This window comes from Dactylosporangium sp. NPDC050588 (genome assembly GCF_040654975.1).
GTDB classification, from domain to species: Bacteria; Actinomycetota; Actinomycetes; order Mycobacteriales; family Micromonosporaceae; genus Dactylosporangium; species Dactylosporangium maewongense.
The window spans coordinates 1-12,167 of record NZ_JBFAJA010000067.1 but is presented as its reverse complement, the minus strand read 5'-3'; the positions used below and the strand labels follow the sequence as shown (position 1 = coordinate 12,167).

Below are 12,167 nucleotides of genomic sequence, written 5' to 3'. Positions count from 1 at the left end.
GGGACCCGGCAGCGCATACAGAAACAGCCGGCGAACCGTTTCCGGTCGCCGGCTGAACTGGAGGAAAGATCAGGCAGCAGCGTCCGGCGAGCGGTGAGCTCGCGCGGCCGCGGCAACGAAACGCCTGATACGCATGCGGAGAGTGTACCTCAGCGGCCGCCCCTCAGATCGCTCCTCAGGTTGCTCCTCGGCTTGCTCCTTAGATAGGTCCTCAGATAGGTCCTCAGAAGCGGGACGAGTACTCGACGGTGAAGCCGCTGTTGACGGGGGCGCCGGCGTTGGTGAAGCAGCTGACGCGGATGCCGAGCGCGCCGGCGCCGGGGGTCCACGGCGAGTGCAGGCCGCAGAAGTCCGGCGTGGTGCCGAACGCGGTGACCTGGACGTTGCCGGGCGGGGCGGCGATCGAGGCGAACGTGACGGTCCAGATCGGGGGACCGCCGGCCAGGGTGCCACCGCCGCCGGCGGAGTTGAAGTTCGTCAGGGGCGGGCCCAGCGGCGGGGTGTTCCAGAGGTAGCCGAACCGGTAGGGCGGGGAGGCGCCGCCGTACAGGGCGCGCTGGTAGGTCCAGGTGAGCGTGAAGCGGGTGTTGGTCGGCACGCCGGCGGAGCTGAAGCAGTAGACGCGGAAGAACTGGCCGTTGGCGGAGGACTGCCAGCTGGCGACCTTGCACCTGGCGCCGGCGGTGGGGTTGACGGCGGTGACCTGGACGTTGCCGGCCTGCGGGCCGGCGGTGCCGAGGCCGGTCAGCCCGACCGAGTAGAGGCCGGGGCCGGCGTTGGTGACGGTGTTGGCGGCACCGGTCGTGTTGTACTGGGTGATGATCCCGCCGGCGCTGTTCGCGTCCACGTAGCCGAAGCGGGAGGCGGCGAAGACGCCGGAGCTGCGGGCGAACTGCACGGAGAAGCCGGGCTGCGAGTCGAGGATCCCGCCGGGGCGGTAGCAGCTGACCATGACGAGCTCGTCCGGGCCGGAGGGGCCCCACGCCTCGGCCTGGCACCAGCGGCCAGGTGGGGTGGCGAACCCGTCGTGCACGGCGGTCACGTGCACGACGCCGCCGGCGGTGGCGATGCCGGGGAACTTGACCAGCCACCGGCCGACCCCGCTGGGGCTGACGGTGGTCGCGGCCGGCCACTGCTGCGACACCACGCCGCCCGACCACAGCGCGAACCCGAACGCGTCGGGCAGCAGCGCGGCGGCAGGCCTGGCGGCGCCGAGGGCGCCGGTGAGCGCGGCGGCGAGCATGACGGCGACGGCGCCCGTCAGTCGTCTGAACCTCATACGTTGCCTCCATCCTGGGAAGGGGGAGGGCAGCGTATCGACCGACGTGGATTGGTAACGGTCGGATCGAGGACTCGCGGCGCGGCGCCGCACAAAGAGTCGTATGGGGTGATTGCCGGTGTCAGCGGACCTTCTGCTGCGGGCGCTCCCGGTGCTTCGCCGCCAGGCGGGTCAGGTAGATCAGGGCCGCGCCCAGCACACCGACGTCGTCGAGGTAGATCGGGTCGGGCAGCAGGTCGACCGGGGAGATGGTGTAGATGATCGCGCCCCAGAACGCGAACTTGCCGCCCGCGCCCATCGCCTGCAGGTATTTCCCGGTCTTCCAGACGCGGGTGGCGAGGACGATCGCGGTGACCAGCATGGCGACCAGCAGCAGCCCGCCGATCACGATGAGGCCGTAGAACACGATGTCGTCCATGGGCGTGAGTCTACGGGTGATACTCGCACCATGCCCGTCACGCCGCCCGTTGCGCCGCCTCGGATCACCGGGGCCGACCCCGCGTCGTTCGCCGCCGCCGTCCTGCGGGACCGCCACCCGGCCATCGTGGCCAGGGTCCTCGCGGACTTCCCCTTCGCCACGCCGGTCCGGGACGCGCTTGCAAGGATCTTGCAGGACCCCACGGTGACCCCGCTGCCGCGCGACGCCCACGACTGCAAGGACTGGGACCGGTGGGGCGAGCCGTACTTCGGGCGGTCGATGTTCGAGGTGCCGTTCCTGTGGGCGGAGAACTACTTCTACCGGCGGCTGCTGCACGCGACCGGCTACCACGAGCCCGGGCCGTGGCAGGGGATCGACCCGTTCGGGCCGCAGAAGGCCGCTGACCTGCCGGGTCCGGCGGAGCTCGCGGCGCTCGACGCGTTGCAGGCCCTGCCGGAGGACGACCAGGCCGCGGCGCTGGTGGCGGCGGCGCTGTGGGGCAACCGGGCCGATCTGGGGTTCCAGCTCGCGCACGGACTCGCCGACATGCGGGCCGAGCTCGTGGCGGACGACACCGAGCGGCTCTGGAAGGGGCTTGCAAGTGGCGGCGGCACCGTCTGCGTGGTCGCCGACAACGCGGGCCGGGAGCTGCTGCCGGACCTGGTGCTCATCGACTTCCTGCTGCGCACCGGCCGGGCCGCCCGCGTCGAGCTGCACGTCAAGCCCGCGCCGTACTTCGTCTCCGACGCGCTCACCGCGGACGTCCTGGCGGAGCTGCGGCGCTTCGGCGACGGCAGCGAGATCGGGGGGCGGCTGTGGGAGGCGCTGCGGGCCGGGAGCCTGGAGCTCGTCACCGACCCGTTCTACTGCGCGCCGCTGGAGTTTCCGGAGATGCCCGCCGGCCTCGCCGCCCGCTTCGGGGCGGCGACGCTGACCATCCTCAAGGGGGATCTGAACTACCGGCGCCTGGTGGGCGATCGCGACTGGGCGCCGGAGACGTCGTTCTCGGGTCTTACCGCATACTTTCCCGGGCCGGTCGCGGCCCTGCGAACGGTGAAGTCGGACGTGGTCGCCGGGTTGGCCGCGGGCGTCGCGGCGAAGCTACCCGCGTCATGGCGCACCAGCGGCAGTTTTGCCATGGTCCAAGTGCGGGGTTGACACCGTGGCGGTGGTCGTGAAGGTCGGGCCGGCCCAGATGCTGCGGTTCGTCGTCATGGTGAGCACTCTGCCGGGCACCACTTGGCGGCCACTTGCGGTCGGCTTGCGAAACCCCTCAAGGGTGGTAGCGGTCACGCATCGATGGCGCTCGTATCCCGGACATTTCCGACATGTCGGTCGCTGCAAGCCTTAAGACAGACTTGAAGACCCCTGTACGGGGTGGACTTCCGCCGCTCCCTGGGTGACATCATCGCCCTGAACACCGACATCGCGCGATCAGACCTGGCGCCGGATGTGTTCCTGGTCTGACGCTTTCCTGGTTTTGTTCCGTGGGCCTGGGTAGGACCTCGCAATGCAACCTGAAGCCGACGAGTCGGTGCCGGAGCTGGCGCCTCAGCCTGACGACGAGCCGCCGGCGCCCGCGCCACCCTCCACCTCGACCGGGCAGACCTCCTCCCCGTCCGGGCCGACCAGCGGTGCGGCCGGGCAGATCAGCGGTGCCGCCGGGCAGACCAGCGGTTCCGCCGCCTCGGCCGGCGGGCAGACCAACGGCGTGCCGTTCCGCGCGAACACCGGCGGGACACCCGCCGCGGCCCTGGCGACCCTCTGGAACGACAGCGACCGGCACCGTATCCGCGGCAAGTGGCAGGAGCTGCAGGCCAAGTTCCTCGACGACCCGCACCTGGTCGCCGCGGAGGCCGAACGGCTCGTCCAGGAGGCGGTCAGCTCCCTGACCACCTCCCTGGACGCCCGGCGCAGCCAGCTGCACCAGCAGCGGGCCGCCCGCGGCCTCGACACCGAGAACCTGCGCGCCTCGCTGCGCGACTACCGCGAGTTCCTCGACCGCATCCTCGGCCTCTAGGGGGTCCACATGAACTCGACGACGATCACGATCGGCCTGGTCGTGCTGGCCCTGGCGGTCGGCGGCTGGATCCTGCTGCGCGGCGGCAAGGAGGAGGAAGAGGAGGAGACGGCGGCCTCGTCGGCCCCGCCCACCCCCCGCCCGCCCGTGGCCGCGACACCCGGAGCCGCGATGCCCGGCACCGGCATGCCTGCCGCCGCGATGCCCGGCGCCGCGATGCCCGGAGCGGCGGTGCCCGGCACCGGCATGCCCGGGGTCGCCATGCCCGGCGCGATGCCCGGCATGCCCTCCGCGAACGGCAACGGCATGCCCGTCAACGGCGCGCAGATGCCCGCGTACGGGGCCGCCTACGGCGCCGCGGCCGGCGTCCCCGCGATGCCGTCGCCGATGTCCTCCGTGCCGGCGCCCGGCTCCTACTACTCGTCCGCGTCCTCCCTGACGTCGGAGGGTCACGCGTACGAGGTCCGGGCCCGCTGGCAGGAGCTGCAGCTGCGGTTCGTCGACGACCCGCAGACCGCGGCGGGCGAGGCGGAGCGCCTCGTCGACGACGCGCTCGCCGGGGTGACCGCGTCGCTGAACGCCCGCAAGGACCAGCTCAGCACCTGGCGCGCCAGCGGCCGGGACGACACCGAGCAACTGCGCGCGGCGGTCCACGGTTACCGCGACTTCCTGACGCACCTCGTCGGTCCATAGTTACTGGTTTCGTTTGATACGCACTGTCTGGCGGGCATACCTCCTGTGAAGGAGGACCGCCATGACAACCACCCAAGTTCTCATCACGATCGTCGTGCTCCTGGTGATCGCGGCGATCGGTTACGGCATCTGGTTCGTCACCCGGCGGCGGGCGCTGCAGCACCGGTTCGGCCCCGAGTACGACCGGGCCGTCGCCGAGGGTGACAGCCGCGCCGCCGCCGAACGGGAGCTCCGCGAGCGGGAGCGCCGCCACGCCGAGCTGGAGCTGCGCGAGCTCACCCCGGAGGCGCGCACCCGATACACCACCGCGTGGACCGAGATCCAGGCCCGCTTCCTCGACGACCCCGCCGGCGCCGTCCGCGACGCCGACGCCCTCGTCACCGAGCTCGTCGCCGAGCGCGGCTACCCGACCGGCGAGTACGAGGAGCAGGTCGCCCACCTTTCCGTCGAGCACGCGCGCACCCTCGGCCACTACCGCGACGCGCACGAGATCAGCGACCTCAGCGACCGCGGCGAGGCCACCACCGAACAACTGCGCCAGGCCGTCGTCCACTACCGCACCCTCTTCTCGGACCTGCTCGGCGTCGACGCCACCCCCGGTGCCACCCCGTCATCCGCGGCCCCCTCCGGCGCTGCTACCTCCAGCAGTGCTACATCCGGCGCGGCTACCTCCAGCGCTGCCGCCTCCGCCGACGTCCGCGCCGACGACGCCCGCGCTGCTCATGCGGCCCGCGCCGATGACGTCCGTGCTGACGGTGTCCGCGCCGACGATGGCCGTGCCGACGGCCTCCGCGCCGACGATGGCCGTGCTGACGGTGTCCGTGCTGACGGTGTCCGTGCCAATGCGGTCCACGCTGACGACGCCCGTGCCGACCATGTCCGTGCCGGCGCCGCCCGTGCCGACGATGCGGCTGACGCTTCCGCCGTCCGCGACACCGACGTGCCCGGGCAGCGCGACCCCGAGGACGTTTCCCGCGACACCAGCCGCCGGTCGTAGGGCCGGGAAAGGAACCCCCGATGCAGGATCAACGCGGCAACCTCGACGAGACGCACGTGCCCGGCCCCCGCCACCCCTCCGACGACAGCACCGACGACACCGCCGTGGGCGCCGCTCACACCGACCACGAGACCGGCGTCGTCCACGACGCCGACGCCCGCACCGACGACGCGCGAGAAGGCGAGACGTACCCAGCGGGAACCTACGCCTCGGGGTCCGCCCTGACCGACGCCGACCACGACGGCATCGCCGACCGCGACGACGTCAAACTCGTCGACCACGACCAGGCCCTGGAAGAAGAGCGCGCCGAGGACCGCGCCGACGGCAACCGTTCGGCCGACACCCTGTCCGACGGCGGCTCCGACGACTGGACGGGGAACCGTGCCGCCGACGAGCGTTCGGACGCCACTCAGGCCGAAGGTGGCTCCGACGACTGGGCGGGGGACCGTTCCGGCGACGAGCGTTCGGACGCCACTCAGGCCGAAGGTGGTCCCGACGACTGGGCGGGGGACCGTGCCGACGACGCGCGCTTGGACGACACTCTGGCCGACGAACGTTCCGGCACCCGGGCCGACGGCGGCTCCGCTGACGACGGCTCCGTCGACCACTCCGACGATGGCTCCGCCGACTGGACCGGCGAGCGCTCCGACGACCGGGCTGATGACGGCTCCGGCGACCGGACAGACGATCGGAGTGGTGACTGGGCCGGCGGCGCGACGGACACCGGCAACCCCACCCGTGACGAGACGGCCGAGGAGATCGCGGCCCGTGACGAGGACGAGGCCCGGGGCGACGCCGACTTCGTCCCCGCGGACATCGAGTCGCGCGCCGACGAGCGCGACGAGGAGGAGGCCGCCGCCGAGGAGGACGCCGAGGACCGTGCGTGGGCCGCGGACCACGCGACCCAGCTCCGGGCCGGCTCCCTGCCGGAGGATCAGCTGGACACCCGCACCGGCGACCACACCGCCGTCCTCGCGGACGACCGCACCGACGACGAAGCTTCCGGCACGCGTTACGCCGACACCGCCGTCCTGACGGACGCCCACACCGACGACAACGCCTCCGACACGCGCGACGCCCACACCGACGGACGCCTCGACGACGCGCCCACCAACGCGCGGGCCGACAACGCGTCCGCCTTCACCCACGCCGACGACGCGTCCGATGATGCGGCAACGGGCAACCGTGCCGACGACGATGCGGACGTCGATGTCGCAGACGACACCGATGCTGACACCGCGGACGACCGCCGGGACGGCACCCTCGCCGGGCCGGTCCTGACCGACGAGCCTGTCACTGCCGGCGAGGACGGCACCAGCAGCGAAGCGCTCGAAGGCGGCGAGGCGCTCGACGCCGGCGACGTCGTCGCGGTCCCCGTGCCGGCCGGAGCGGCGAACGGCGACACCACCGGCGCGGAGGGCGGGGCCGGGCAGGACCTGCGGCCCGGGGCGGTCGAGACGGTGCCGGTCGGGGCGATCTGGGCCGAAGGCGCCGCCGACGGCCTGCGCGAACGGTGGCGCGAGCTGCAGCTGCGCTTCATCGACGACCCGCGGTCCGTCGCCGGCGAGGCCGACCAGCTCGTCACCGAGGCGGTCGCGGCCGTCACCGGCGCCCTCGAGTCGCAGCGGGCGCAGCTGAGCGCCTGGCAGCACGAGGGCAGCGAGGACACGGAGCGGCTGCGGGCGGCGGTGCGCCAGTACCGCGACTTCCTCGACCGCCTGCTCGGCCTGTGACCGGATAGCTTCCCCGCGAAGATACCCGGTGGTAACCTCCCTGGTACCAGTCGGTACCAGGGAGGCTGCATGCACGTCAGGATCGCGATCGTCGGTGCGGGCTTCGGCGGCCTGGGCGCCGCGATCCGGCTCAAGCAGCGCGGCCACGACGACTTCGTCGTCTTCGAACGGGCGGCGGACCTCGGCGGCACCTGGCGCGACAACTCCTACCCGGGCTGCGCGTGCGACGTGCCCTCGCACGTCTACTCGTTCTCCTTCGCGCTGAATCCGACCTGGAGCAGCACGTACTCCCCGCAGCCCGAGATCTGGCAGTACCTGCGAAGCTGCGCGGACCGCTTCGGGCTGCGGCCCAGCATCCGCTTCGACACCGACGTGCGGCTCGCGTGCTGGGACGCCGCCGCCGGGCACTGGCGGATCGAGACGTCCCGCGGCGAGTGGACCGCCGACGTGCTGATCAGCGCCGGCGGCCCGCTCAACGAGCCGGTCGTCCCGAAGCTCGCCGGCCTGGAGACCTTCCGCGGCGAGACCTTCCACTCCTCCCGCTGGAACCACGACCTCGACCTGACCGGCCGCAGGGTCGCCGTCATCGGCACCGGGGCGTCGGCGATCCAGTTCGTGCCGGCGATCCAGCCCGCCGTCGCCCGCCTGACCCTCTTCCAGCGCACCGCCGCGTGGGTCATGCCGCGCAACGAACGCCCACTGCGTCGCTGGGAGCACACCCTGTACAAGCGGATCCCCGGCTCTCAGCGCCTGATGCGCATGATCGTCTACTGGGCGATCGAGTCCACGGTCATCGGCTTCCTCCGCCCACCCGTGATGCGGCTCGCGCAACGGATCGCGCTGCGCAACCTGCGCTCCGCCGTCACCGACCCGGCGCTGCGCGCCAAGCTGACCCCGGACTACGCGATGGGCTGCAAGCGGGTCCTCAAGTCCAACGCCTACTACCCGTCGCTGACCCGGGACAACGTCGACGTGGTGACCGAGCCGATCGCGGAGGTCCGTCCACAAGGGATCGTCACCCGCGACGGCGTCGAGCACGAGGTCGACACCATCATCTTCGGTACCGGCTTCCACGTCACCGACCTCCCCATCGCCGAACGTGTCCGTGGCCGCGACGGCCGCAGCCTGGCCGAGGTGTGGCAGGGCAGTCCGCAGGCCTACCGCGGCACCACCGTCGCCGGCTTCCCCAACCTCTTTCTCCTGCTCGGCCCTAACACCGGCCTCGGCCACAACTCGGTCGTGCTGATGATCGAGGCCCAGATCGAATACGTCCTGGGTGCCCTGAAGACCCTGGACCGTGCGCGCAGCATCGAGCCGCGCGCGGAGGCGCAGGGTGCCTTCACCGCCGCCGTCGACCGCCGCATGGCGAAGACGGTCTGGGCGACCGGTGGGTGCAGCAGCTGGTACATCGACACGACCGGCCGCAACTCCACCCTGTGGCCGGGGTCCACCTGGCGCTTCCGGCAGCGGATGAAGCGCTTCGACGTCACGGCATACGAGGTGACCGCATGACCGCACTGGAGCGCGGCGGAGGAGTGGGCATGTCCCTGCACAGTGTCCGCAAGGGAACCGGTGAGCCGCTCGTGCTCATCCACGGCATCGGCCACCACTGGCGCGCCTGGGAGCCGGTCATCGACCTGCTCGCCGAGCACCACGACGTGATCGCGATCGACCTGCCCGGCTTCGGCCGCTCGCCCGCCCCGGCCGACAACCAGGGCATGCCGAGCGCCGTCGCGGCCCTGGCCGAGTACTTCGCCGAGACGGGCCTGGACCGGCCACACGTCGCCGGAAACAGCCTCGGCGGTGCCATCGCCCTGGAGCTCGCCGCCGCCGGCCACGCCCGCTCGGCGACCGCCCTGTCGCCCGCCGGCTTCTGCACTCCCGCCCAGGTGCGCCGCGCGCTGAGCATCCTGCGCGGCCACCGCGTCGGCGCCTTCACCCCCACGCCGCTGCTGAAGGTCTTCTACCGCACCGGCTTCGGCAAGGCATTCTCCTTCGGCTGGCTGGTGCGCGACCCGAGCGTCCTCACTGCCGAACGCGCCCTCGCCGACACCTTGGCCCTGCGCGGCGGCAAGGGCTTCGGCGCCGTCGCCCGCCACGGCCGCGCCTACGCCTACACCGCCCGCCCCGACGTCCCGGTCACCGTCGCCTGGGGCTCCCGTGACCGCATCTTCCTGCCGGTCCAGGCCGGCGTCGCCCGCGAACGCCTCCCCGACGCCCACCACGTCGCCCTCGACGGCTGCGGCCACGTCCCCATGAGCGACAACCCGGCGCTCGTCGCCGACGTCATCCTGAGCACGACCGCCGCCGTGACCCGCCCGCACGCCCAGGCATGACAGAAGGCACGTCGCGACCGCGGCGGTGAGCTGCGAACGGGACCGATGCATGGCGGAGATGCTGCCTCAGTCGCATCGGTCCCGTCCGACGATCTCGGCCGAACTGTGGACAACACCCCGCTTGTGGACAACGGGCAATCAGCAGCGGATGGACAACGAGCACCATCAGCGGCGGATGGAAACGAGCAACTTCAGAAACGCACGAGGGTGCGGGCGCCGACGCCGGAGCGCATGCGGTCGAAGGCGGCCGGCACCTCGGCCAGGGAGACGTGGTCGGTGACGAGGGCGGCCAGGTTCAGCGCCCCCGAGCGGTAGTGCGACAGCAGCACGGGCACGTCGACGGCGGGGTCGGTGCTGCCGTACATGCACCCGGTGAGCGTCCGGGCGAAGTACGCCACCTCCAGGGCGTTGAACGTCACCTCGTCGGTGCTGGAGCCCAGGCCGAGCACGGTGGCGCGCCCGCCGCGGCGGGTCACGGACCAGGCGGCGCGGATCGTCGTGGCGCGGCCGACGCACTCGATGGCGTGGTCGGCGCCCCGGCCGGAGGTCAGCGCGCGGACCTCCTTGGCCAGCGACGGGCCGGGGGTCAGGAAGTGGGTCGCGCCCAGCGACAGCGCCAGCGAAGACTTCGACGGGGACGCGTCGACGGCGATGACCGTGGACGCACCGGCGATGCGGGCGCCCTGCAGCGCCGCGAGGCCGACGCCGCCGAGGCCGATCACGACGACCGATTCCCCGGAACGGACCCGGGCGGAGTTGAGGACCGCCCCCACGCCGGTGAGGACGGCGCAGCCGAGCAGGGCCGCCTCCTCGAGCGGGATGTCGGCCGGCACGGGGATGCAGGCGTGCGCGCCGATGACCGTCTCGGTGGCGAACGCCCCGGTGCCGAGGCCCGCGTAGAGGTCGTCTCCGAGCGCGGTGCGCGCGTAGGGCACCCCGCGGGCGTCGTCGGCGTGCGAGCACAGGTACGGCTCGCCGGCGGAACAGAACCAGCAGGAGCGGCACGGCGGCGACCAGTTCAGCACCACGTGGTCGCCGACCGAGATGTCCGAGACGGAGGACCCGACCTCCACGACGACGCCGGCGCCCTCGTGGCCGAGCACCACCGGGAACGGCTGGCGGAGGGTGCCGTTGGCCAGGGACAGATCGGAGTGGCAGACCCCGGCCGCCGCCAGGCGCACCCGCACCTGCGACGGGCCGACGGGGTTCAGCACGACGTCCTCGACCGAGGCGGGACCGTCCACCGCTCGCAGTACCAGCGCGGACGTCACAGCTGGATCGCCTTCACCGACGTGAACTCCTCGAAGCCGTGGACGCCGAGCTCGCGCCCGTATCCGGAGTCCCCGATCCCGCCGAACGGCGCGAGGGGGTTGAACGAGCCGCCGTTGACGTCGACCTGACCGGTCCGGAGGCGGCGGGCGACCGCGAGCGCACGCTCGGGGGACCCCGACCAGACGCTGCCGGCCAGGCCGTACGGCGTCCCGTTGGCGATCCGGACGGCGTCGTCCTCGTCGCGGTACCGGATGATCGACAGGACCGGCCCGAAGATCTCCTCCTGCGCGATGACGGAGGCGGGGTCCACGTCGGCAAAGACGACCGGCGCCACGTAGTAGCCGACGTCGGGCACGGAGCCGTCGCCCAGCGCCATCCGGGCACCGTCGGCGACGCCACGGGCGATGTAGGACCGCACGCGGTCGCGCTGGGCGGCGGAGGCGAGGGGTCCGAGACGGGTCGCCGGGTCGGTGGGGTCGCCGACGGTGTACTTCGAAGCGGCCGCGACGGCCAGGTCGACCACCTCGTCGTGCTGGGACTCGTGCACGAGGAGGCGGGTCCAGGCGGTGCAGGTCTGGCCGGAGTTCAGGTAGCAGTTGCCGATGCCGACCTTCACCGCGGCGGCCAGGTCGGCGTCCGGCAGGATCACGTTGGCGGACTTCCCGCCGAGCTCGAGCGAGACCCGCGCGAGATGCGACGCGGCGAGGGCGGCCACGGTACGGCCGGCGCCCGTCGACCCGGTGAACGACACGAGATCCACCCCGGCGTGCCCCGCCAGGGCCGCCCCGGTCGGGTCGCCGTAGCCGGTGACCAGGTTGTACACGCCCGACGGCAGCCCCGCCTCGCGGACCAGCTCGGCGAGCCGCAGCGCGGACAGGGGCGCGACCTCGCTCGGCTTGTGCACGACGGTGTTGCCGGCGGCGAGGGCCGGGGCGAGCTTCGCGACCGTCTGGTGCAGCGGGTAGTTCCACGGGGTGATCGCCGCGACGACCCCGACCGGGTCGCGCACGACGAGGGAGTTGCCGATCCGCTCCTCGCACTCGTCGCGGTTGAGCAGGTCGACCATCGAGGACAGCACCGCGATCGGCAGGCCCACCTGCACCTTGCGGGCGATGGCCAGCGGCGCGCCCATCTCCGCGGTGATGATGCCGGCGAGCTCGTCGGCGTGCGCGACGAGCAGGTCGCGCAGCGCCGCGAGGTGCGCGGCGCGCTCAGCGCGTGGCAGCGCCGACCACGGCCCGAGGGCGGCCCGGGCGGCGGCAACGGCCGGGTCCACCGAATCGGTCTCCGGAACGGACCCGATGACCTCCTCGGTCGCCGGGTTGTAGACATCGATGCTCATGCCGCCACCTTCCGCTGCGCTGCAGGCGTCGGCCTGAGCCGAACCTGCCATGCTGATGAGCGGCCCGAGCCGCTCCG

The 12,167-nt window shown here is 72.6% G+C and carries 11 protein-coding genes; 7 read left to right on the top strand and 4 right to left on the bottom strand.

Annotation, left to right across the window (positions count from 1 at the left end):
* Positions 1-223 precede the first annotated feature (223 nt).
* A complete protein-coding gene (locus AB0I21_RS38255) occupies positions 224-1,279 on the bottom strand; it encodes a hypothetical protein (protein ID WP_360568588.1) in 1,056 nt (351 codons plus the stop codon).
* A 121-nt stretch (positions 1,280-1,400) separates the two neighbouring features.
* Complete coding sequence (locus AB0I21_RS38250; RefSeq protein WP_344503430.1) at positions 1,401-1,697, bottom strand: YkvA family protein; 297 nt, start codon at positions 1,695-1,697, stop codon at positions 1,401-1,403.
* A 30-nt stretch (positions 1,698-1,727) separates the two neighbouring features.
* Here AB0I21_RS38250 and AB0I21_RS38245 point away from each other — a divergent pair, with 30 nt between their 5' ends.
* The 7 genes from AB0I21_RS38245 (at position 1,728) to AB0I21_RS38215 (ending at position 9,476) form a co-directional block, all read left to right on the top strand.
* Entirely contained in the window at positions 1,728-2,855 is a 1,128-nt protein-coding gene (locus tag AB0I21_RS38245) for a damage-control phosphatase ARMT1 family protein (protein ID WP_360568587.1), read from the top strand.
* A gap of 352 nt (positions 2,856-3,207) precedes the next feature.
* Complete coding sequence (locus AB0I21_RS38240) at positions 3,208-3,717, top strand: hypothetical protein (RefSeq protein ID WP_360568586.1); 510 nt, start codon at positions 3,208-3,210, stop codon at positions 3,715-3,717.
* 9 nt (positions 3,718-3,726) lie between these two features.
* The gene (locus tag AB0I21_RS38235) at positions 3,727-4,410 is read left to right on the top strand and encodes a hypothetical protein (protein WP_360568585.1); all 684 of its coding nucleotides are present in this window, start codon (positions 3,727-3,729) and stop codon (positions 4,408-4,410) included.
* Positions 4,411-4,471: 61 nt separating this feature from the next.
* The gene (locus AB0I21_RS38230; protein ID WP_360568584.1) at positions 4,472-5,407 is read left to right on the top strand and encodes a hypothetical protein; all 936 of its coding nucleotides are present in this window, start codon (positions 4,472-4,474) and stop codon (positions 5,405-5,407) included.
* Between the two features lie 20 nt (positions 5,408-5,427).
* A complete protein-coding gene (locus tag AB0I21_RS38225) occupies positions 5,428-7,140 on the top strand; it encodes a hypothetical protein (RefSeq protein WP_360568583.1) in 1,713 nt (570 codons plus the stop codon).
* Positions 7,141-7,209: 69 nt separating this feature from the next.
* Entirely contained in the window at positions 7,210-8,652 is a 1,443-nt protein-coding gene (locus tag AB0I21_RS38220) for an NAD(P)/FAD-dependent oxidoreductase (RefSeq protein WP_360568582.1), read from the top strand.
* The gene (locus tag AB0I21_RS38215) at positions 8,649-9,476 is read left to right on the top strand and encodes an alpha/beta fold hydrolase (protein WP_360568581.1); all 828 of its coding nucleotides are present in this window, start codon (positions 8,649-8,651) and stop codon (positions 9,474-9,476) included. The genes AB0I21_RS38220 and AB0I21_RS38215 overlap by 4 nt, the downstream gene beginning before the upstream one ends.
* Positions 9,477-9,667: 191 nt before the next feature.
* Here the strand turns inward: AB0I21_RS38215 and AB0I21_RS38210 are convergent, their stop codons facing one another.
* On the bottom strand, positions 9,668-10,747 hold the full coding sequence (locus AB0I21_RS38210) for a zinc-binding dehydrogenase (RefSeq protein ID WP_360568580.1): 1,080 nt from the start codon (positions 10,745-10,747) through the stop codon (positions 9,668-9,670).
* Complete coding sequence (locus AB0I21_RS38205) at positions 10,744-12,090, bottom strand: aldehyde dehydrogenase family protein (protein ID WP_344503441.1); 1,347 nt, start codon at positions 12,088-12,090, stop codon at positions 10,744-10,746. The genes AB0I21_RS38210 and AB0I21_RS38205 overlap by 4 nt, the downstream gene beginning before the upstream one ends.
* Positions 12,091-12,167: the final 77 nt, after the last annotated feature.